17 protein-coding genes, 1 tRNA gene and 1 pseudogene are annotated in these 22,060 nt (G+C 62.2%); 12 read left to right on the forward strand and 7 right to left on the reverse strand.

What is annotated here, in order from left to right; all coding sequences use genetic code 11:
- Positions 1-32: 32 nt before the first annotated feature.
- The 10 genes and pseudogenes from IHV84_RS00795 to IHV84_RS00840 all read left to right on the forward strand — a co-directional run bounded on the left by IHV84_RS00795 (position 33) and on the right by IHV84_RS00840 (position 12,774).
- Entirely contained in the window at positions 33-995 is a 963-nt protein-coding gene (locus tag IHV84_RS00795; RefSeq protein ID WP_198845424.1) for a phosphoglycerate mutase, read from the forward strand.
- Entirely contained in the window at positions 992-2,707 is a 1,716-nt protein-coding gene (recJ, locus tag IHV84_RS00800; protein ID WP_198845425.1) for a single-stranded-DNA-specific exonuclease RecJ, read from the forward strand. Before IHV84_RS00795 ends, recJ begins: the two co-directional genes overlap by 4 nt.
- An 87-nt stretch (positions 2,708-2,794) precedes the next feature.
- A complete protein-coding gene (locus IHV84_RS00805; protein ID WP_198845426.1) occupies positions 2,795-3,658 on the forward strand; it encodes a 3',5'-nucleoside bisphosphate phosphatase in 864 nt (287 codons plus the stop codon).
- Between the two features lie 25 nt (positions 3,659-3,683).
- On the forward strand, positions 3,684-4,319 hold the full coding sequence (locus IHV84_RS00810) for an L-threonylcarbamoyladenylate synthase (RefSeq protein ID WP_044401933.1): 636 nt from the start codon (positions 3,684-3,686) through the stop codon (positions 4,317-4,319).
- Between the two features lie 109 nt (positions 4,320-4,428).
- Complete coding sequence (locus IHV84_RS00815; RefSeq protein WP_198845427.1) at positions 4,429-5,097, forward strand: site-2 protease family protein; 669 nt, start codon at positions 4,429-4,431, stop codon at positions 5,095-5,097.
- A gap of 39 nt (positions 5,098-5,136) precedes the next feature.
- A complete protein-coding gene (locus tag IHV84_RS00820; RefSeq protein ID WP_066694240.1) occupies positions 5,137-6,435 on the forward strand; it encodes a tryptophan--tRNA ligase in 1,299 nt (432 codons plus the stop codon).
- Positions 6,436-6,612: 177 nt separating this feature from the next.
- Entirely contained in the window at positions 6,613-7,665 is a 1,053-nt protein-coding gene (locus IHV84_RS00825; RefSeq protein WP_198845428.1) for a formylglycine-generating enzyme family protein, read from the forward strand.
- Positions 7,666-7,824: 159 nt separating this feature from the next.
- A pseudogene (locus tag IHV84_RS00830) lies at positions 7,825-8,524 on the forward strand (response regulator transcription factor).
- Positions 8,525-8,700: 176 nt separating this feature from the next.
- A complete protein-coding gene (locus IHV84_RS00835) occupies positions 8,701-10,416 on the forward strand; it encodes a FecR domain-containing protein (RefSeq protein WP_198845429.1) in 1,716 nt (571 codons plus the stop codon).
- Positions 10,417-10,443: 27 nt separating this feature from the next.
- Positions 10,444-12,774, forward strand: a complete 2,331-nt coding sequence (locus tag IHV84_RS00840) for a CHASE2 domain-containing protein (RefSeq protein WP_198845430.1) — start codon at positions 10,444-10,446, stop codon at positions 12,772-12,774.
- A 13-nt stretch (positions 12,775-12,787) separates the two neighbouring features.
- Here IHV84_RS00840 and IHV84_RS00845 read toward each other — a convergent pair whose 3' ends face one another.
- Positions 12,788-13,852 (reverse strand): metallophosphoesterase, encoded by a 1,065-nt coding sequence (locus tag IHV84_RS00845; RefSeq protein ID WP_198845431.1) that lies wholly within the window; start codon positions 13,850-13,852, stop codon positions 12,788-12,790.
- Positions 13,853-14,433: 581 nt separating this feature from the next.
- Here IHV84_RS00845 and IHV84_RS00850 point away from each other — a divergent pair.
- A complete protein-coding gene (locus tag IHV84_RS00850; RefSeq protein WP_198845432.1) occupies positions 14,434-15,033 on the forward strand; it encodes a hypothetical protein in 600 nt (199 codons plus the stop codon).
- Here the strand turns inward: IHV84_RS00850 and IHV84_RS00855 are convergent.
- Positions 15,021-15,281 carry a helix-turn-helix domain-containing protein gene (locus IHV84_RS00855; protein WP_198845433.1) on the reverse strand — a complete coding sequence of 87 codons (261 nt, stop codon included), beginning with the start codon at positions 15,279-15,281 and terminating at the stop codon, positions 15,021-15,023. The genes IHV84_RS00850 and IHV84_RS00855 overlap by 13 nt on opposite strands.
- Before the next feature lie 150 nt (positions 15,282-15,431).
- Between IHV84_RS00855 and IHV84_RS00860 the strand changes: the two genes are divergently transcribed.
- Positions 15,432-16,124 (forward strand): hypothetical protein, encoded by a 693-nt coding sequence (locus tag IHV84_RS00860; RefSeq protein WP_198845434.1) that lies wholly within the window; start codon positions 15,432-15,434, stop codon positions 16,122-16,124.
- 56 nt (positions 16,125-16,180) lie between these two features.
- On the opposite strand, the gene IHV84_RS00865 is transcribed toward IHV84_RS00860, so the two are convergent.
- The 5 genes from IHV84_RS00865 to serS all read right to left on the reverse strand — a co-directional run bounded on the left by IHV84_RS00865 (position 16,181) and on the right by serS (position 22,032).
- On the reverse strand, positions 16,181-16,930 hold the full coding sequence (locus tag IHV84_RS00865) for a hypothetical protein (RefSeq protein WP_198845435.1): 750 nt from the start codon (positions 16,928-16,930) through the stop codon (positions 16,181-16,183).
- A gap of 470 nt (positions 16,931-17,400) precedes the next feature.
- Positions 17,401-17,982: a recombinase family protein gene (locus IHV84_RS00870; RefSeq protein ID WP_198845436.1), complete on the reverse strand. Its 582-nt coding sequence runs from the start codon at positions 17,980-17,982 to the stop codon at positions 17,401-17,403.
- Positions 17,983-18,387: 405 nt separating this feature from the next.
- Positions 18,388-20,025 carry a site-specific integrase gene (locus IHV84_RS20700; protein ID WP_198845437.1) on the reverse strand — a complete coding sequence of 546 codons (1,638 nt, stop codon included), beginning with the start codon at positions 20,023-20,025 and terminating at the stop codon, positions 18,388-18,390.
- Positions 20,026-20,138: 113 nt separating this feature from the next.
- Positions 20,139-20,228: transfer RNA gene (locus tag IHV84_RS00880), tRNA-Ser, on the reverse strand.
- Positions 20,229-20,709: 481 nt separating this feature from the next.
- Positions 20,710-22,032: a serine--tRNA ligase gene (gene serS / locus IHV84_RS00885; protein WP_198845438.1), complete on the reverse strand. Its 1,323-nt coding sequence runs from the start codon at positions 22,030-22,032 to the stop codon at positions 20,710-20,712.
- Positions 22,033-22,060 lie beyond the last annotated feature (28 nt).

The raw sequence follows: 22,060 nt of genomic DNA on the forward strand, positions 1-22,060 counted from the left end.
CGCCCGCTGCCGCACCCACGAAAATACGGCCCATGCCCGCACCGCACCATTTGCTGATCCCGTACGCCGCCAGCCGCGCCCCCGGCGCCCAAGAGGCCCTGAAAAGCCTGGCCCTGCCCCATCTGGACCGCCTGCTGGCCCGCCTGAGCGCTGCAGACGCCAGCCCTGGCGAGGAAACCAGCCTCACCCCCCCGCACGAACGCGCGCTGGCCCAGGCGCTGGGTCTGGGCACCCAAGACGGGCTCATCCCTTGGGCTGCTTGGCACCACATGCAGCAAGGGCAACCAACGGGCGAAGCACCCAGCAATGCGGCCTGGGCCTTCATCACGCCCTGCCAGTGGCAAGTCACCACCGACCACATCACCCTGCACGACCCGGCCCGCCTGGGCCTGGACGAAGCTGCCTCGTGTGAGCTGCTGGCCATCGTGGCCCCGTGGTTTGCAGAGGATGGCATCACCCTGCACTACGACCAGCCCACCCGCTGGCTGGCCAGCAGCCCGTTGTTTGCCACGCTGGCCACTGCCTCGCTTGAACGCGTGCAGGGCCGCGACGTGCGCGCCTGGATGCCCGACGCACGCGAGGCCCGCACCCTGCACCGCCTGCAAAGCGAGATGCAGATGCTGCTCTACACCCACCCCTTCAACGACGCCCGCACGGCCCAGGGCCTGCCAGCGGTCAACTCGTTCTGGGTCCACGGCACCGGGGCATTACCCGCGGGTCTGGCAGGGCCCGCACACACCCCGCAGGTGGCAGACGCCCTGCGCGCCCCCGCCCTGCGCGAAGACTGGCGCGCCTGGGCCAGTGCCTGGACCGCGCTGGACGCAGGCCCCGTGGCCGAGCTGCTGCGGCAAGCCGAACAGGGCCAGCCCGTGCGGCTGACGCTGAGCGGCGAGCACAGCGCGCAAACCTTCCACACCGCACCCCTGGGGCTGGTGCAGCGCTTTCAACGCCTTTTCAGGCCCCAGCGCTTTATGGACGTGCGCGAACAGCTATGAAAATCGTAGCAAGAAACATTCCCCCCCGCACCGCCTGGGCGCTGGAGCAAGCAGGCGTGCACCCCCTGCTGGCCCGCCTGTACGCCGCACGCGGCGTGCAAAGCAAAGAAGAGCTGGACGACGGCCTGGCCCGCCTGCTGCCCCCAGCGAGCATGAAGGGCATTGACGCCGCCGCGCGTCTGCTGGCCGATGCCATGGCGCAGAACCTGCGTCTCGTCATCGTGGCCGACTACGACTGCGACGGTGCCACCGCCTGCGCCGTGGGCGTGCGCGGCCTGCGCCTGCTGGGTGCGCAGAACGTGGACTACCTGGTGCCCGACCGCGTGGCCGACGGCTACGGCCTCAGCCCATCCATCGCCCGCCGCGTGAAGGAACGCGGGGCCGATGTGCTCATCACCGTGGACAACGGCATTGCCAGCGTGGAGGGCGTGGCCGAGGCCAAGGCCCTGGGCCTGCAAGTGCTCGTCACCGACCACCACCTGCCCGGCCCCGCGCTGCCTGCGGCCGACGCCATCGTCAACCCCAACCAGCCGGGCTGCACGTTTGAGAGCAAGTCCATGGCCGGGGTGGGCGTGATGTTCTACGTGCTGCTGGCCCTGCGCGCCGAGCTGCGCGCACGCGGTGTGTTTGACGCCGCGACACAGCCCAAGCTCGACCCGCTGCTCACCCTGGTCGCCCTGGGCACCGTGGCCGATGTGGTCAAGCTCGACGCCAACAACCGCCGCCTCGTGGCCCAGGGCTTGAGGCGCATCCGCGCAGGCCAAATGCCTGCGGGTGTGGCCGCCCTCTTCACCGTGGCAGGCCGCAAGGCGGCTGCCGCCACCACGTTCGACTTTGGCTTTGCCCTAGGCCCGCGCATCAACGCCGCAGGGCGTCTCGCCGACATGACGCTGGGCATCGAATGCCTGCTGACAGACGATGCAGGCCGCGCTGCCGAGTTGGCCGCCACGCTGGACGGCATCAACCGCGAGCGCCGCGAGATCGAGGGCGGCATGCGCGAGCAGGCCATGCTGATGGCCGAGAGCCTGTTTGACGAGAGCGAAGAGCCCCCGCCCGCCATCAGCGTGTTCGACCCCGACTTTCACGAAGGCGTGGTCGGCATCGTGGCCAGCCGCATCAAGGACAAGCTGCACCGCCCCACCTTTGTGTTTGCGGCCAGCAGTGCGCCAGGCAAAGAGCACGAGCTCAAAGGCTCAGGCCGCTCCATCCCCGGTTTTCACCTGCGCGATGCGCTGGACCTGGTGGCCAAGCGCCACCCCGGTGTCATCCTCAAATTCGGCGGCCACGCCATGGCGGCGGGCTGCACGGTGGCAGAGGAATCGTTCGACGTGTTTGAGCAGGCCTTTGCCCAGGTCGCCCAGGAATGGCTGGACGCCGCCACCCTCACCCGCAAGATCGAAACCGACGGGCCGCTGGCCCCTGAATACTGCCGCGCCGACATTGTGGACACCCTGCACCGCGAAGTGTGGGGCCAGGGCTTTTTGCCCCCCACCTTCAGCGAAGAGGTAGAAGTGCTGAGCCAGCGCCTGGTGGGCGAGGCCAAAAATCACCTCTCCATCAAGCTCATCCACCAGGGCAACCCGGTGGACGCCATCTGGTTCGGCCGCACCGAGCCCCTGCCCGCACGCGTGCTGCTGGCCTTCCGCCTCGATGTGAACGAATGGAAGGGCGAGCGCAAGGTGCAGTTTCTGGTGGAAGGCGCGCAGCTTTAAGCCGCTGCCGCGGGGGCATGGAAGCGTTGCGCGCCCGGCAAAAGCCCTGGCGCCAGCGCAGCCGGGTCGAACCCGTAGAATGAATTCGTGACCTCCTACCTCAACGCTGACCTGCACTGCCACTCTGTCGTCTCGGACGGAACCCTCACGCCCGAAGAACTTGCCGCCCGCGCCAAGGCCAATGGCGTGGAGCTCTGGTCCTTGACCGACCATGACGAAATTGGCGGCCAGCACCGCGCCGCCGCTGCGGCACGCAGCCAGGGCATGGCCTACCTCACGGGCACCGAAATTTCCGTCACGTTTGCAGGCAACACGGTGCACATCGTGGGCCTGGGTTTCAACCCCGACAACACGGCTTTGGCCCAGGGGCTGGCCGCCACGCGCGCCGGGCGGGGCGAACGGGCGCAGGAGATGGCGGCGCAGCTTGCGCAAGTGGGCATCCACGGCGCCTACGAAGGTGCGCTCAAGTTTGTGGGCAACCCCGAGCTGATCTCACGCACGCACTTTGCGCGATTTTTGGTAGAGACCCAGGTGTGCCGCGACACGAACGAGGTCTTTCGCAAATACCTCACCGAAGGCAAACCCGGCTACGTGCCCCACCGCTGGGCCACGCTGGGCGATGCGGTGCGCTGGATCACCGAGGCCGGTGGCCTGGCCGTGATTGCCCACCCGGCGCGGTACAAGTTCACTGCCAACGAGGAATACGCCCTGTTCTCCGAATTCAAGGCCCACGGCGGGGCGGGCGTTGAGGTGGTGACGGGCAGCCACACTGCCGCAGAGTACGTGACCTACGCCGCCATGGCCGAAGAGTTTGGGCTGGCAGCGTCGCGCGGCAGTGACTTCCACAGTCCGGACGAGTCCCACACCGACCTGGGCACCCTGCCCTACCTGCCGGGCCACCTCACCCCCATCTGGGAAACGCTGGCCGACCGCGTGCGGCCCGCCACCTGACCCCTTCAACGCAGCAGGCCTTGCCATGGCACAGTATTTCGAAGTCCACCCCGACAACCCGCAGCCCCGGCTGCTCAAGCAGGCCGCTGCGCTGCTGCAAAAGGGCGGCATCGTGGCCGTGCCCACCGATTCGAGCTATGCCCTGGTCTGCCACCTGGACGACAAGGACGCGGCAGACCGCCTGCGCCGCATTCGCCAGGTGGACGAAAAGCACCACCTCACGCTGCTGTGCCGCGACCTGTCGGAACTGGCCAACTACGCCCGCGTGGACAACCGCCAGTACCGGCTGCTGAAGCTGGGCACGCCCGGCCCCTACACCTTCATCCTGGAAGCCACCAAGGAAGTGCCGCGCCGGGTGAGCCACCCGTCTCGCAAGACCATCGGCCTGCGGGTGCCCGACCGCAAGGGCCTGCAACTGCTGCTGGAACTGCACGGTGCGCCGCTGCTGGCCACCACGTTCATCCCCGCAGGCGAAAGCGAACCCCTGAACGACCCCGAAGAGATCCGCGAACGCTATGAAAAAGTGCTGGACGCCATCGTGGACGCAGGCGGCTGCCCGCAAGAACCCACCACGGTGGTGGACCTCACCCCCATGGGCACTGGCGGCGACCCAGAGGTTGTGCGCGAGGGGCGCGGTAGCCTGCAGGCCCTGGGGCTTTGAGCCAGCCCTGACCAGCACAGGTCTGAATCGCTCCACCCCACCCCGCTCGCTGTCCGGCCATCTGCGCCATGGCCCCAGGGAGCCCACCGCTGTCTGAGACAATACGCAGGTGGACACCTCCAATCTCATCCAGACCATCCTCATCTACGCACTGCCCGTGCTGTTCGCCATCACCGTGCACGAGGCGGCCCACGGCTATGCAGCCCGCCACTTCGGTGACAACACGGCGTACATGATGGGGCGCATCACGCTCAATCCCGCCAAGCACATCGACCCCGTCGGCACCATCCTGATGCCGTTGTTGCTGTACTTCGCCACGTCGGGCGCCTTCCTGTTCGGCTATGCCAAGCCTGTGCCGGTCAACTTTGGCAATTTGCGCAAACCCAAACAGCAGATGGTGTGGGTGGCGCTGGCCGGGCCTGCGTCCAACTTTGTGCAGGCGGTGGCCTGGGGCGTAGTGCTGATCACCATGGTGGGCATGGGTATGGATGAGCGCTTCTTCATCGAAATGGCGCGTGCCGGTGTGCAGGTCAATCTGGTCATGTGGGCGTTCAACCTGTTCCCGCTGCCGCCGCTGGACGGCGGGCGCATTCTGGTGGGCCTGTTGCCCTGGAAGCAGGCGCACATGGTGTCGCGCATCGAGCCCTGGGGCTTTTTCATCGTGATGGCATTGGTCATCGCGGGTGTGGTCGGCAGTTTGTGGCTGCGTCCGCTGATGAGCCTGGGCTACAGCACCATCAACCTGCTGCTCACGCCGCTCACCGCCTTGCTGCGCTGAATTCCGCCTTTTTCTCTTCCTCCTGCAGACCTTGTTTCCATGAGCACCACGCGCTTTCTCACCGGCATCACCACCACCGGAACCCCGCACCTGGGCAACTTTGTGGGCTCCATCCGGCCTTCGGTGGCCGCCAGCCTGCGCCCTGGCGTGCAAAGCTTTTATTTCCTGGCCGACTACCACGCACTCATCAAGTGCGAAGACCCGGTGCGCATCCAGCGCTCCACGCTGGAGATTGCCGCCAGCTGGCTGGCCTCCGGGCTCGACCCGGAGAAGGTGACCTTTTACCGCCAGTCCGACATCCCCGAGATTCCCGAGCTGAACTGGATGCTGAGCTGCGTGACCGGCAAGGGGCTGCTCAACCGTGCCCATGCCTACAAAGCATCCCAGGACAAGAACCTGGAAGCCGGGCGCGATGCCGATGACGGCGTGACCGCGGGCCTGTTCATGTACCCCGTGCTCATGGGCGCCGACATTTTGATGTTCAAGGCCCACAAGGTGCCCGTGGGGCGCGACCAGGTGCAGCACATTGAAATGGCGCGCGACATGGCCAGCAGCTTCAACCACCTGTATGGCGAGCACTTTGTGCTGCCAGAAGCGGTGATTGACGACAACGTGGCCACCCTGCCGGGGCTGGACGGCCGCAAGATGAGCAAGAGCTACAACAACACCATCCCGCTGTTCTCTTCGCGCGACCAGCTCAAGAAGCTCATCGGCAGCCTGCTCACCGATTCGCGCGCCCCTGGCGAGCCCAAGGACACCGAAGGCTCTGCGCTGTTCCAGATCTACCAGGCCTTTGCCACCCCCGAAGAAACCGAAGCCCTGCGCCGCGCCTATGCCGAGGGCATTGCCTGGGGCGATGCCAAGCAAGTGCTGCTGGAGCGGGTGGACCAGGTGATCGCACCGATGCGCGAGCAGTATGAATCGCTGATCAACCACCCTGAGCGCATTGAGCAGATCCTGCTACAGGGCGCTGAGCGGGCACGCGCCCTGGCCACGCCGTTCATCAAAGAGCTGCGCTCGGCCGTGGGCCTGCGCAGCCTGGCGCAAACCAGCGCGGCCCAAAGCACCAAGGCAGCCAAGGTGGCCCTGCCCTCGTTCAAGCAATACCGCGAGGCCGATGGCAAGTTCTACTTCAAGCTGCTGGCTGCCGATGGCCGCCTGCTGCTGCAAAGCACGGGCTTCGCGGCGCCCAAAGAGGCTGGCCAGGCGATTGCCCAACTGCAAACCCAGGCAGACGCCCTCGCCCAACTGGCGCAGCATCTGGCACCCGTGGAAGGCGTGGACACTGCCGATGTGCAAGCGGCCCTGCAAGCACTGGCCGCTGCCAATAACGGTTGAAGCCCGCCCTATTTCACTATCAAAAACATAGCTGCTGGCGCTTATTTATCAAGCGCTAGCGGCTATTTTCATTAGAAATCACTTATCACAGACATGCAGGCTTGCTGAGCATGTCTCTGCGCCAAGGCAAGCCTCCGTAACCTTGCCGTACACTGGGCCCACTGCTTTGAGGCGCCCATGCAAGCACTCCGCTCCGCTGCTGTTCTGTTGGCTGCAACCACCCTGGTGGCCGGTTGCAGCACCCTCCCCTCACCCACGTCTCCTCCTGCCACTCCCAACGACCACCCGCAGGTTGTGGTCAATTCACTGGGCATGCGGCTTGTGGCTATCCCCGCTGGCCGTTTCTGGATGGGCAGCGCTGAACCGGCGCGAGAACTGGCCAAAGCCTACCCCCTGCTGGAAGCGGAACGCTTTGCCGCCCTCAGCGATGAAGCCCCCGTGCATGAGGTGCATATCAGCCGCCCGTTTTACCTGGGCCAGCACGAGGTCACCGTGGGGCAGTTCCGGCGGTTTCTGGCCGAGTCGGGCTACCAGCCGGAATCGGTGTCTGACGGCACCGGCGGCTACGGCTACAACCCGCAATACGACCCAGCCACCACCCAGCGAGGCGATGCCTTTGAAGGGCGCGACACCCGCTATTCCTGGCGCAACCCAGGTTTCAAGCAAGATGACGACCACCCCGTGGTCAACGTCACCTGGAACGACGCCCAGGCCCTGGTGCAGTCGCTGAGCCAGCGCGAAGGCGTGCGCTACCGCCTGCCCACCGAGGCCGAATGGGAATACGCCTGCCGGGCCCAGACGCGAACACGCTACCCCCACGGGGACGACCCCGCCGCACTCACGCAGTACGCCAATGTGTTCGACCAATCCACAGCGCCGCTGTGGCCCAAGTGGAAGCAACATGCCCTGCCTGGCAACGACGGCTACGTTTTCACGGCGCCCGTGGGCAGCTACCCACCCAACGCCTGGGGCCTGCACGACATGCAGGGCAATGTGTGGGAATGGGTGTCCGACTGGCACGACGAGGGCTATTACGCCCAATCCCCCACTACCGATCCGCAAGGACCCGAAACAGGCTCCGTGCGCGTGCGCCGTGGCGGCTCGTGGCACACCTGGGCTTTTTATGCACGCTGCAGCTACCGCAACTGGAACAGCCCCCAAACCCGCTACACGCTGGTGGGCATGCGCCTGCTGCGCGAGTGGGGCCCAGCGGCAACCAAGCCGGACTGAGCCCTGGATTGCGCCCGGTTGGGCTCGCGCTTCACCAAGCCAACCCCAGTATCAAAACATCAACAAACGTCAACTAGACCTGCCAACGGGCTCAGGCTCGCGCCCAAACCGGGCACCCCTCGGAAATGATGGTCCACGGACAAAGCCGTAGGGAGAAACATGCGCATAGCCGCGTTAGACGACGATGCGCTTCAGCTCGATCTTTTCAAACAGGCCCTGCACGCCATGGGCCACACCTGCCACACCTACCTGACCGGAGCGCAGTTGCTGCACAGCTTGCAGAGCGAGTGCTTCGACCTGCTCATCGTGGACTGGCATTTGCCGGACACCACAGGGCCGGAGGTGGTGTGCTGGGTGCGCCAGCATGTGGGGCTGGAAATGCCCATTCTGTTCGTGCCCCACCGGCAGGAAGAGCGCGACATCGTGGAGGGCCTGTGTTGCGGGGCCGATGACTTCATGACCAAACCCGTGCGCATAGGCGAGTTGCGGGCACGGGTGGCCGCCGTGCTGCGGCGCTCTTACACAGACAAGCCCGAAGAGGTGCTGGAGTTTGGGAGATATCGGTTTCTGCCAGAGTCACGCTCTCTCGAAATTGATGGCGCGCCGGTGGAGCTGAAAAACCGCGAATACGAGCTGGCCCTGTTCCTGTTCCAGAACATGGGGGCAGTTGCTCACGCGGGATCATTTGAAGGAAGTGATCTGGGGCCAGGTGCCGGATGTGATGTCCCGCTCACTGGACACCCACATCTCCCGCCTGCGTATTCTGCTGGACCTGCGCCCCGCCAATGGTTTCATCGTGACCTCGGTGTACGGCGTGGGCTACCGGTTTGAAACCACGGAACAGGTACAGCCCGCCTGACCCCTGGCGCCGCACGGGTCGTCGCTTTGCACCCAAATATGGGCGCGGCGCAATGGCCGCCAACCACAGTTTTTCAGTGCCGGCCTCAGGGTCGCGCACTCACCAACCACCGCATGGGCAACTGCTCGCCCTGCGCCCCAGGAGTTCTTGTGTCGATCACACCGCCTACTCTCCGAATGCCCTTGTCCGCAGCACTGCTGGCTGCTGGCGCAGTCTTGATGACATCCCTCGCCCCGGACGCCTGGGCCGCAGACCAAAAGGACGAAACGCCTCACGTTGTGCAAGCGGGCGATACGCTGGAAGGCCTGTCCCAAAGCTACTTTGGCACGCCCCGCCTGTGGCACCAGCTGCAAGCGCGCAACAAAGTCAAAGACCCGCGCCAGTTGCAGCCGGGCTCGGTGGTGTGGATTCCCTTGGGCTTGCTGCCCGCTGAGTCCGCCCAGGTGGAATTCGTTCACGGTGATGTCAAGGTGCATACCGCAGAACCGGGAGCCTCCACAAACCCCGCAGCAGCGGCGAACCCACCAGTTGCTGCCGGCACGATGCTGGCCGAAGGCACCAGGCTGCAAGTAGGCCCCAACGGATTTGTGACCGTGCGGCTGGCAGACGGCTCCATCGTCAAGGTCAGCGCCCAGTCAGATGTCCAACTGCGCCAGCTGCGCAGGCGCGGCAGGGCGGGGTCTGTGCAGTCGGTGGTGGAGATTCAACGCGGCAGTGTCGAGTCCAGCGTTGCGCCCAGCACCGATGCCTCACGCCGCTTTGAGGTGCGCACCCCTCGCGCCGTGACCAGTGTGCGCGGCACCCGGTTTGGCGTGACCTTGAGCGAGTCTGGTGACACCACGGCCGCCGTACTGCAAGGGGCTGTGGCGGTGCAATCACGTGCAGCGGACAACCCTGCCCAGCACACCGCTGCGGCAACAGTCCTGCAACCCGGCCAAGGGCTGGCCGTGCAAGCCGATGGCACCGTGGGCAGCCCGCGAAGCCTGCTGCCCGCGCCCGACCTGACCTCGCTGCCGGCTGCGGTGCATGACCTTGGGCTGCTGGCGCTGAACGTGACAGCCCAGGCAGGCGCCAGTGTGTACCAGGCCATCGTGGCGCGTGATGCCGAATTGACGCAGGTGCTTCGTTCAGGCACGTTTGCCAATGGGCAGTTGCGCTGGAAGGGGCTGGACGATGGGCAATATTTCATCTCGGTGCGCGCTATCGACGCGGCGGGGATTGCCGGGTTGCCCACCCAGCCACTCACCGTCAAGACCCAGCCAGTACCGCCCCGGTACCAAAAACCTGCGCCCGACGCGGTGGTTTCCAACGCAGGCGGGCAGTTGCTGTGCACCCAGGTGGCTGGTGTGCGGTGGTACCGCATTCAGGTGGCGCCCCAAGCGGATTTCAACGCCCCGGTGCTCGATGAAAGCCGACTGGACAGCTGCACGCTGTCCGTCGCCCAACTGCCCGTGGGCAGTTACTTCTGGCGCGCAGCCAGTGTGCGCGAACTGCCTGGGGGCGGGGTAGACCAAGGCCCGTTTGCAGCACCGCAGCCCTTCAAGCTGGTGCAACAACCACCGGCCCTGTCGGCACAAGCCCTGCAAGCCGACGATGGGGGCACCACGGTGAGCCTGCGCTGGCCAGGGCAAGCAGGCCAGCGCTACCGCCTGCAACTGGCCAGGGAGATGCGCTTTGAAAAGCCCGTGCTGGACACCCTTCTGGACGAGCCCCGATGGGCGGCTTCTGACCTGGCGGCGGGCACGTATTTCTTGAGGGTGCAGGTGCTGGATCCCTCGGGCCTGCAGGGTGATTTTTCGCCACCGCGCTCCATCCGGGTGGGCACGGGCTTCAGCATCGGCTGGGGGCTGCCCGTATCTGACTCCAGCGGCGAGCCCGTGCGGCGCCCCTGATACCACCACCCCGCCCAGGACGCTTGCATGCCCAAAGCCGCACGCACCCGCGCGCAACAACGGCGCCTTGAATGGGCACTGCTGGCGCTGGCATTGCTCTGCCTGGTTGCCTGGCTCAGCCCACCGCAACAGATGGCGGGTCCGAATCATCTGGTCCAAAACCTGGAGCTGAGCTCACTGGCCCGTCCGCCCCATCCAGACATCGTGGTCATCGCGGTGGATGACCGCAGCATCACCTCGATTGGTCGCTGGCCCTGGCGACGTGCGCTGCATGCGCAGTTGGTAGACGTGGTGACCGCCCAGAATCCCAAAGCGATTGGGCTCGACATCCTCTTCAGCGAGCCCGACCTGGACTACCCGCTGGACGATGCCCTGCTGGCCCAGGCCCTGGCCCGCAGCCAACGGGTGGTGCTGCCGGTGCTGCAACGCAATCAGGCGGGGTTGACGGAAGCCACTTCTGAACTGCCGCTGGACGTCTTGGCTGACGCAGCTGCCGCGATGGGCCATGTGCATGTCGCGCCCGATGGCGATGGGGTGGTGCGCGGTTTGTACCTGCAGGAGGGCCCGGCAAGCGCACCCTGGAACCACTTCAGTCTGGCGCTGCAATGTGTGGCGCAGAACGCGGCGGCCCGGTGCAAAAAATCACCCCCAACCAATAGCACGCCAGTCACTCCTCCACATTGGACTGAGCGGCAGCCCGAGCTGATCGCCTACGCAGGAGGGCCGGGCCACTACCCCACCTACTCCTACATCGATGTATTGCGGGGGCAGGTACCTCCCAACGCATTCCAGGGCAAATATGTGCTGGTCGGGGCTGTGGCATCCGGCTTGGGGGATACCTTTGCCACCCCCGTCAGCAGTGGTGCGCGCCTGATGCCAGGGGTGGAAGTCGTGGCTCATATCCTTGACAGCCATTTGTCCGGCATCCACCTCAAAGCCGCGCCTGCAGCGGCCAACATTGCATTCAACCTGCTGCCCGTGGCAGTCGCCTTGCTCACTCTGCTGTTTGCCGGGCCGCTGACGGCCTTGCTCGCCAGCTTTGGGTTGGGCCTTGGCACTTTGCTGATGTCGATGGCGCTCATGCGCTGGACGGGGTGGCACTTTGCCCCTGCCGCAGCATTGCTGGGTCTGGTGCTGGCCTACCCCCTGTGGAGCTGGCGCAGGCTCAACGCTGCCGCCCATTTTTTGCGCACGGAAATGGAACATCTGCGCAGCGAAGGCCTGCCCGTGCGCAATAGCCCATGGGCACGGCGCGGCGACTTCCTGGAAAGGCGCATCAACGCGGTGGAAGCCGCCTCGCGCCAGCTGCGGGATCTGCACCAGTTTGTGAGCAACAGCCTGCAGCAACTGCCAGCACCCAACTTTGTCTGTGATGCACAGGGCCGCATCCTCCTGGCCAATGTTGCTGCCCAGCGCCATGTGGGGTTGGGCCCTTTTGAGCCGCAATCTGCGCTGCAAGGCAAATCCATCTTCCAGGTGCTGCACGACTTGCAAGATGCCCACACCCTGCAACCGCTGTTGAGCCCCGATAAGCTCTTGGCCGGGCAGATTCCCGCCCAAAGCGAAGGGCACGATGCGAAAGGGCGCAGCCTGCTCATGCTGTGCAAGCCCTTCACCGAGTTTGCCAACGTGGGCTGGCTCATCACCTTGGTAGACATGACGGAGATACGCCGGGCGCTGCAACAACGCGACCAGGCTCTGCACTTCATCTCGCACGACATCCGCGCGCCCAATGCGTCCATCCTTACGCTGCTGGAGATGCAACGCAACAGCATGGAGCCCCTGCAGGCCGACGAGCTTCTCAAGCGCATCGAAAAATACGCCCAAGCATCGCTCAGTATGGCCGAAAGCTTTGTGAGACTGGCCAGCGCCCAAAACAACGAATACCGCGTAGCGCCGCTGGACCTGGCATCCGTGCTGCAGGACGCCGTGGACGACGCCTGGACCCAGGCCAGCAACCAGGAGGTGAGTGTCACTATCCTCCAGATTCCACATTCAGCACCCTGTGTGGGCGACCGCCCCTTGCTGGCACGGGCCATGGCCAACGTGCTCAACAACGCCATCAAATACAGCCCTGCCCGAGGTACGGTGCGGTGCAGCCTGTACGCGAGAGGCCCCAACTGGGTCATCAGCATTCGCGACGAAGGCCCGGGCATCGACCCAGCCCAGCAAGACCGACTGTTCAAACCCTTCTCTCGCCTTCATGACCTGACCCACCCCAACATTTCTGGAGTGGGCCTGGGCCTTGCGTTGGTGCACACCGTGGTCAAACGCCACGGCGGCTCACTGGAAGTGGAAAGTGCAGTGGGCCAGGGCGTCGAATTCAGGCTGGTGCTTCCAGCCTCTGCCAGCGATTGAGCACAAGGCGCAGCTATGCGCCAAAGCCCGTGGTGGCCTGAACGTGCCCATCATCGAACTGCAACACGCGCTCGGGCCAGCGCAGTGCAGCCAGCTTGAAATCGTGGCCCACCACGGCTCCTGACTTGCGCTCCAGCCAGCGCCCGCCTGCTGAAAAATCCACGCAGAACACATTGCCCCGCTGGCCGTGCCAAGCGAACGGGTGGGTGCTGGCAAACAGGTCCGCATCGCCCTTACCCACCGCCCCCGGGTCGATCTGGTGGACCCGCCGCCAGTAGTGGCCAACGACCACCGGCGTTGCTTCTGTGTAGGCATCCCACCACGGCATGCGCTGTGCAAAGCGCCACTTGCCGCCCGAGAAAAACGGCACCGCGCCCTTTTGTTCTACGCCAGAGGTCAGCACCTTCAGCGGGTTCAGCATCTGCTTGCTGGATTCGTACTCGGCATGGGCGTGCAAAAACGGCGGCTGGCGCTGGCTGTTTTCCAGCCCGTGCTCCCACTGCTCCAATTCGCGGGCCATGCGCTCGGCCAGTGCAGTCTCACGCGCCTGCTGCTGGGCAATGTGCTCCCACTGGTCGTACTCTGTTCGCACCGAGCCCAGTGGCAGGCGCCTGGCCGCTTCGATCTGCTCGTCCTGCCACGCCGCGTGGATCACGCGCAAGTCGGCACGTTCCAGACCGATGGGCAGCGTCGATAAAAACTGGACGATGTCTTGGCGTTCTTGCGGGGTGGGCCGCCGAAACGGCGCATATTTGTCATGGTCACGCGTGACACGCGCATCAAAAAACCAACCAGAGCCGTCCTTGGCATCCTCACGCAAAAGATTGATTTCGTGGTTGCCCAGCACCGCAGCTGCGCGGCCCGACTGCACCAGCTTTTGCACCAACGCCAAGACCGCCGGGCTGTCGGGCCCACGATCGCAAAAATCACCCACAAACACCAGCGTACGGCCCTGTGGATGGTGTCCTTGCAGGTCGTAGCCCAAATGGCTCAACAGCGCGAGCAGCGCATCGAACTCGCCATGGATATCACCCACGATATCCAGCGGTCCTTCGGGAAGCGATTGAATGAGGCTCATGGGATGGCAGGTGGTTTTAGGGCCGATGGAACGCGCCGCGCAGCAGGCCAGCCCTTCCATCTATTTTGAGGTCATATCAGGTGGCGCACTCTGGCACGCGAAGACCACTTTTTTCAGCGCCCCTTGCGAGGTCTGCAATCGTCCCCTTGGCCTACGCGCTGAGCCAACTGGGTTGCAGCCGAAAATTTACCCACCCGCGCACAAAGAAAAAGGCCCGGTGCTATGGTTTGAATAGCTACCGGGCCTTGATACATGGCGGAGAGGGTGGGACAGCCCCGAATCCACCAATCTCCAGAGGAGAAACCCCGAACTTACAGTGCTGTGTTACACGGTGAAGTTCACAGAGTTGAGATGGCTGGATGTTAGCAGGGGATGGCCTGATCGGCACTATGTACCGCACGCCGCACAGGTAGCAGGCTCTGACTTCCTATGCAATCCCCTTGTCGTTTTGAATCCACGTTTGCCATTGACCGGCCAAAGCGAACTTGCGAACCTAGAGGCTCGTTGATCGCACCCTCCGTCCCGGCTTTAGCTGGGTACGCGGTGCGTCTTTTTTTTGGCGAATCGAAAGGCAGCGCAAGATGATTGAGCATCTGGAAAACGAGGTACGCGACGAGCTGGAGGCCAGTAGGCAGGGGCAAAAGCGGGCCGTTGCCGTCATGCACGTCAACGGTGACCGCATAGAAGTGCTGGGGCGCATTGGCCCAAGCGGGGGCATTCGGCTAGGCTACAGCTACTGCGGTGTGAGGATGGAGCGTAAGACCCTGCTCACACTGGTTTGCCCTGAGCAATCTTGCCCCTGCCGGGTGGCATCGCTGGCGAAGTGGAAGCAGCATCAAGCCATCGTCATTCCTACAGCGCCGCCGCCGCGCTTTCAGCCTGTGGCCCGCCCGCTCTTTGAGGAGGTGGAAATTAGGGCCAATGGACGTAGCTGCCAAGCCCGCCCGGCATCGTTCCAGTGTCTGACGCAGTGCCCGCATTCCGTCCATGCAGTGATCCCCATGCAAAAGACAGGCTGGGACTTGTTCGAGGCCGGGCGCTATATCGCTGGGGGCGTACGCAAGAACCCGGAAACCGGCCTATCTGCACCGCTGCTGCCCACGCTGGAAGCCGCCCAAACGTGGCTTGCCACTCAGCCGCCATCGGGGATCGGCGTGAAGGCAGCCGTCTATGGTTGCTGATGCTTATCGAGTGGGCGAAGTAAAACGGACACCTCCATGTCCAGCGCATATGCCAGCCGCACGATGTTGTGCAGTGAAAGGTTGCGCTCTCCACGCTCTACGGAACTGACGTAGTTCGTATGCAGGTCGGCCCTTTCGGCCAATGCCTCCTGCGTCAATGCCTGCGCCTCACGAAAGCCGCGCAGTGTGGCCCCGAAGACCACCTGCGCTTTTTCCTTGGTAGGGGCCTTGGGGAGTCTGCGGAGCATGCCGGGAGTCTTCCGGCTCTCACACTATGAGTACACACACTATGAGTTTGATCGATGGCAAAATTGGGTTGCAAAGATCGGCGATGCAACCTGTGGTAGCCCCGTATTCGACAACGATTGCATATGAAAATGCTTATTAATACCCTGGCCATGAAACACATTCTGCTTGCTATCTTTCTAATCCATAGCATCCCAACGATTGCACAACCTTCGGTTCCCCCATCTATGTTGCAGCATTTTGAGGTTTCAAAGGTCGCAAGTGATGTTTGCGAAATAGATCCCGATTCTCGTCAGTGCGAGATGATGCAATTTCTTATGGTTAAAAATGCTCCGGCAGCATCTCAAGGGGATTTTTTGGGGATAGATCCAAAAGCCCCACCCAGGATGCTGGAATATTTGCTTTATAAAAGCCAAGAAAAGCAATCTGTGATAAGTTCAATGGAGTTGGGTGGGAAAATGCAGGCAAGTCGAATGTATAGAGTGCTCAATATCGGAAAAGATAAGATTTGCGGCATCAAGCAGGAGTCACTGCCCTGCATGAAAGTTCTTATGTCTTTTTCATATCAAGCAGATGTAGAAACTGGAGATAAATTAAATATCCCAGCAAACATTCCTGCAGATATAAAGCAATCCGTTCGCAAACTTATTTCCAAAGAGCATCCTGACGCGATGCCATCGACTCGACTCCTTCTTGAGGCAACGATATTATCAAAGATGCAGGAGGATAATGAGGCAGTTTTGTCTTCTACCCCCACTCCTGCACCAAAGGAAAAAGAACGCAAAGACAGGGGTATTTGCGCGGATAAGTACAGCCCATCTTATGACCCTCAGAAGTGCCGATAGCTTTCTACTCCTTCTTTGGACAAAGATTATTAATTGTTTGTTACGTTTAGACAATTCTATTTATCAATCAACGCTTGAAGAAGCTCGGGCATAGATACACGCACTTGCTTGTATGTTCTGCCCTTTACTTTGTTCTCCCCTATGGAGAACGCAATGCCGTTGATGACGATGCTAGAGTCGCTAACCTCTACAACAGGCCTGAACGTCAGTACCCCATTCTTGTATCGCTCCATGGTCGCTGCTGCTGCGTTGTGAAGCTGGCTTAGTGTGGCAGCCTTGGGTAATTGGATATTGGAGATAGGTGCTGCGGAGTTCTGAATGCGGTCCTTAACCTTCTTTATCGCCCACGGGCGTAGGGGCTTAGTCCAGTCCTTCGGCACAGAGTGAGACGGGTATCTTTCTGCTACATAGCTCCGAATTTCCGTTTGCGTCTGTACAGCTCCAGACTGTGTCAGTATGTGGTCGATGATGGCTGCGAACACCTTGCTCGTGCCCTCGTTGGCCTTTCTAAATGTGGTCGTATTGACTTGAATCCCGTAGGGTTTCCCTTTGAAGGTGGAGAGTATTGGGTCACTCTGCATCAGGTCTTTGATGCGGTTCTGAACGCTAGTGTTTGCAGCGTTCATTTCTGCCCAGAGCGCAGCATTGGACGGGGCTGCGGCAGTGATCGGCGTGAGGGAGGCTGCCACACTCTGGGCCATTTCTTGGATTGATGACCCTGACGACAGGGAAGGATCGCAGTCCTCAAGGTCGAACTTCGCGATGCACTCTTCGGGGTCGAAGTCATCGTCTTGGATGCTTTGCATGTATGTACTCCTGCACCTTACATACACAGTATGTATAGGGAATTTGTCAAATATTGCCCTCTGCAGCCTTGTGGATGCCGGGGCAGGCGGACGACGGCATGAAGCAAATTTCAGCTTCATAACCAAAAACTACCAAATATCGCTTCTTTATGCGCTGCGCGGCTGCATAAGGCGGGGGCTTGAGCTTAGGCTTAGACTGGGTACAGGCAGGGCTACCCGGTTCTCCCCGCTCCCCCGCCTTCCTAGATGAAGCCCTTGCGGGCTGGTTTCATCTGAGGTTGTCGGGAGCAGAATTGACAGTAGGCTATCGCCTGCATCCTTCCCTTGGCATTACTGCTATGGGCTTGGCATCTGTCACGGGTTCACGGTTTAGGCCGACCCCATGCGGGGCATCGCTGCGGCACAGCGGAACAAGCTGGTTTGTTCTATATATTGACAGGATTGCAATCCGCACGACTCGGGCACCGTGCCTAGGTTGCAGCGCTGTCCCGTACTCGCATCACGGTCTGACGGCTGGTGCCTAACTCCCGAGCCAGGGCGGCCACGGAATGGCCCTCAGAGAGTTTTTGGCGCACCATGGCCACCTTCCCCTTGTCAAGGCTTTGAGGCCGTCCTATGGTCTTTCCTGATGCCTTGGCGAGTGCCAATCCGGCTTGAGTTCGTTCGATCAACAAATCCCGCTCAAATTCGGCCACTGCGGCGATGACGCCCATGGTCATTTTTCCTGCCGGGCTCGTCAGATCAACCCCGCCCAGCGCAAGGCAGTGAACCCTCACGCCGACGTGTGCAAGCTTTTCAACTGTTGAGCGAACGTCCATGGCATTGCGCCCCAGGCGATCAAGCTTGGTCACAACCAATACATCTTCGGACTCCAGCTTGTCCATAAGCCGCTGAAAACCGGGACGTTGCTCTGCCGGTACCGAGCCGGAGATAGTCTCCTTGACAGTCCTCCGCTCGTTGAGTGCAAAGCCAGCATTGGCGATCTCAAGAACTTGGTTCTCTGTAGATTGATCTGTGGTGCTAACGCGGCAGTAAGCAAAGACTCGAGTCATAGGGCGCCCTGTACGAAATGGATGTACAAATCATGCCTGGTGTCCGAAAATCTGTCAAGCTAGTTTTTGGACATGGTGCAGGAGGGTGTCCGTAAACGGTCGGTTTTGGACACTCTGAGGGCCTGCGAGCGCACGTCAAACCCGCAACACAAGCCCAGCCCGTGGATTGGGACAACGATGCTGAGTAACCAAGCAATTGCGCATAAGCCGCAGCGCAGACGATGCCGCGAACAAGGCAAGGGGCAAGCCCGGTGGCAGAGGCAAAAGACAGGGCGCGGCCCGACAGCACCACCGTTGGCGGCAGCCCCCCCCCTACGGGGGACTTGCTACGTATCGTGTTGGAACTGGCCCCCTTGGATATGCAATTCAATTTTGCATTTGCGTGTCGGGCGTGAGGGCCTGCGCTTACTGCTTACGATGATTGGTGGGAGGAATCTGCTTCGTCGGAAATTCCAGCAGTTCAATGACAGCCCGAAGCCGCTCCGCCTCACGCCTGATAGTTGCTGCATAGACTTGCCTACCCACGCCGTTCCCTGCATGCCCCGTGATGGCATCTGCCAGTGCATCGGAGGCGTTTGCCAGCCGTAGTTCTGAGGCAACGAGGTGCCGGAAGGAGTGGAACGATTTGGCCGGGGATGTGAAGCCCTTGGCACTCTTGAAGGTTCCGAACCACTTGCCGAATTGGCCGCCTGCACCGTTCTTGCCCTCTTTGGGCAGATGCGGGAAAAGCTCGCCTTTCGGGAGGGAGTTCACATAGTCGCAGAAGCCCAGCCGGATTAACTCCGAGTGCATAGGGACTGCCCGCCAAGACCCCGTGTTTTTAAGCTGCTGGCCGCGTTGCGCATTGGCCCTGAACTCAATGGTTTCCTTTCCCGGCTCGGTGGCTACATCATCCGTCCATAGCTGTGCGATTTCGGTCAGGCGTGCGCCGGTGTAGCAGGCGATCAGAGGTATCCAGTAGGCCGCCTCTTTGCCCGCTTTCTTGTCGGTGGGGATTGCATGCTTCGTCCATAGTGGGTCGCTGAAGATCAGGCCCAGTTCTTCCCGTGTCCAAGGCTCCCGCCCTTCCGAGTCCTTGCCGCCTTTCTTGATGCTCAGGCGCTCCAAGGGATTGCCGGTCAACCAGCCTTTATCCCGTGCCACATTGAACAAAGCACGAAGGCTCACGAGGATGTTGTCCGCTGTGGTGGCTGTCTTGTTGTTCTCGATAGCCCAGGCCTGCAATTTGTCGCGGAATTCAATGCCCATGGTGCGGCTGACAGCATTCAGGGGTAGGTCACCCATCAGGGCAACGAACTGATCGGCATGGCGTTTGTAGGCCTGCTGCGTCCGTTCCGGCTTCTGCCGGATGGAAACCCAGGCATCGTAGGCATCGCCAATCTTCTTGCCGTTGGTGGGCGTGGCAGGCTGCTGTGGTGCCTGCGGATGGGGGAGCACGTGCGGTGCAGGTGCTGCGCTCAGGCCCATCAAATCGCGGCGCTGCTGTGTGTATTGCACGCGCAGCGGGAAGGTGCGGCGCTCGTTGGTCAGCGCCTCGTGCATGACTTCGAAGAGCATGAGTTGATGGCCTCCGTACTCGGTCACGATTTCCGGTGCAGTGGCGTCCCCGTACTTCTTTGCGCCGTCTTCCAGCCACTCAGGCAAAACGCCCTCGGTCAGGCATTGCCGCAGTTCCTCGATTTGGCACTGCAAGCCATACGCCCGTGTTTCGCGGTCTTTGCCGGGGACGCGGCTGTACGTGTCATCAAGGCGGGCGATTGCGCGCTCCCATTGCGTGAATAGACGGCGCCGTAAATCAGGCATGTCTATCGGGCGCGGCTTGCCTGTGCGCAGGGCCTCAAAACGGGCACCCCATTCGGCATGCAGCGCTTTTGCTTTGGCGTTGGCCTCCCTGAGGTCAGAGGTGTTGAGCGAGGCACGGATGGCCCACCCGCCGGGGAATTGGGCGAGGAGGTCTTTGGGGGCGCGAAGGCCGAATTGGTAGACGATGGAATCGCGGCGGCGATGCACGCCGGGGAATCGGGTCACGGTAGCTTGGTTCACACATGAACCTTACACGGTTTGCCGGGGTGCTACCTCTGCTGCGGGCCTACTTTTTAGAGGCGCCGCAAAGAAAAAGGGCTAGCAAGCGAGTGCCTGCTAACCCTTCTTTTGATTGGCGGAGAGGGTGGGATTCGAACCCACGGTAGTGTTGCCACTACGCCTGATTTCGAGTCAGGTACATTCGACCACTCTGCCACCTCTCCTGTGTGTCGAAGCCTGAGATTATAACCAGATTTCAACAGCGCATTCGCACTTGACTTACTTCGCGGCAGTGCAGGAACCACACTCGCGCCAATAGGCCATGACTTCGCTGCGCGCGCCTTCAAAGACAATGCGCGGGGCACGGCTTTGCCGCTGGTAGGCGTACATGGGGTCGTAGTAGTGCTGACCCACAGGCGTGGATCCAGGTGCTGTGCCCCACTGCCCGCCAGGATCACATCCAGCACCTTGGGGCTGATCTTGCAGCGGCAGCCTGCGCCATGGCTGTACTGGGTGAGGCGAATAGGCACGCCTGCGGAGGATTCAAGGGTGGAGTTGGGAGCATTCATGGCTGCATTGTCCCGATTTGGCAGGTTGCTGCCATAGCAAATGCACAAAACACCAGGGCCTGCACACGATTCTTGCGATCATGTGCAGGCCCTGGCGGAGCGCCCCTGGGTGGAGCGCTGGGTGCAGCGGTGACGATCAGGCCGCAGGTGCCAGTACGGGCACACCGCCCAAGTAGGGGCGCAGCACTTCGGGCACCACCACGCTGCCGTCGGCCTGCTGGTAGTTCTCCAGCACCGCCACCAGCGTGCGGCCCACGGCCAGGCCGGAACCATTCAGGGTGTGCAGCAGCTCGTTCTTGCCCTGGGCATTCTTGAAACGGGCTTGCAGACGGCGGGCCTGGAAGGCTTCGCAGTTGCTCACTGAACTGATCTCGCGATAGGTGTTTTGCGCGGGCAGCCACACTTCCAGGTCATACGTTTTGGCGGCGCCAAAGCCCATGTCGCCGGTGCACAGGCTCATCACGCGGTAAGGCAAGCCCAGCTTTTGCAGCACGGCTTCGGCGTGGCGCGTCATTTCTTCCAGCGCCTCGTAGCTCTTGTCGGGGTGCACGATCTGCACCATTTCAACCTTGTCGAACTGGTGCTGGCGGATCATGCCGCGCGTGTCGCGGCCGTAGCTGCCGGCTTCGGAACGGAAGCAGGGGGTGTGGGCGGTCAGCTTGATGGGCAGATCCGCCTCGGCCACCACCACATCGCGCACAAAGTTGGTCAGCGGTACCTCGCTGGTGGGGATGAGGTACAGCGCCGCGTTGTCTGGCACGGGCTCACCGTCCTGGCCGCCCTTTTTCGCGGCAAACAGGTCGCCTTCAAACTTGGGGAGCTGGCCGGTGCCCTTGAGCGAATCGGCGTTCACGGCGTAGGGCACATAGCACTCGGTGTAGCCGTGTTCCTGCGTCTGCACATCCAGCATGAACTGGCTGAGCGCACGGTGCAGGCGGGCGATCTGGCCCTTCATCACCGTGAAGCGTGAGCCCGAGAGCTTCACACCCATGTCGAAGTCCAGCCCCAGCGGCGTGCCCACATCCACATGGTCTTTCACCTCAAAGGAGAAAGTGGCGGGGGTGCCCCAGCGGCGCACTTCCACGTTGCCCGATTCGTCGCTGCCCACTGGCACCGATTCATGCGGCAGGTTGGGAACGGCGACCAGCATGGCCTGCAGTTCGGCCTGAATCTGCTCCAGGCGGGCGGCGGATTGCTCCAGCTCTACCTTGGATGCGGCCACCTGGGCCTTGACGGCTTCGGCGCCGCCCTTGTCACCCCGGCTCATCAGCATGCCGACCTGCTTGGACAGCTGGTTGCGCTGCGCTTGCAACTCCTCCGTGCGGGTTTGCAGCGTCTTGCGCTCGGATTCCAGGGCCTGGAACGCTTCCACGTTCAGGAAGGCCTGGGGCTTTTTGCGGGTTTCCAGACGCGCGATCGCGGTGTCGAGGTCTTTGCGGAGAAGAAGAATGTCAAGCATGGCGTGATTTTAGAGGGACGACCACCGC

Source organism: Acidovorax sp. IB03 (assembly GCF_016406015.1).
Classification (GTDB): Bacteria; Pseudomonadota; Gammaproteobacteria; order Burkholderiales; family Burkholderiaceae_C; genus Acidovorax; species Acidovorax temperans.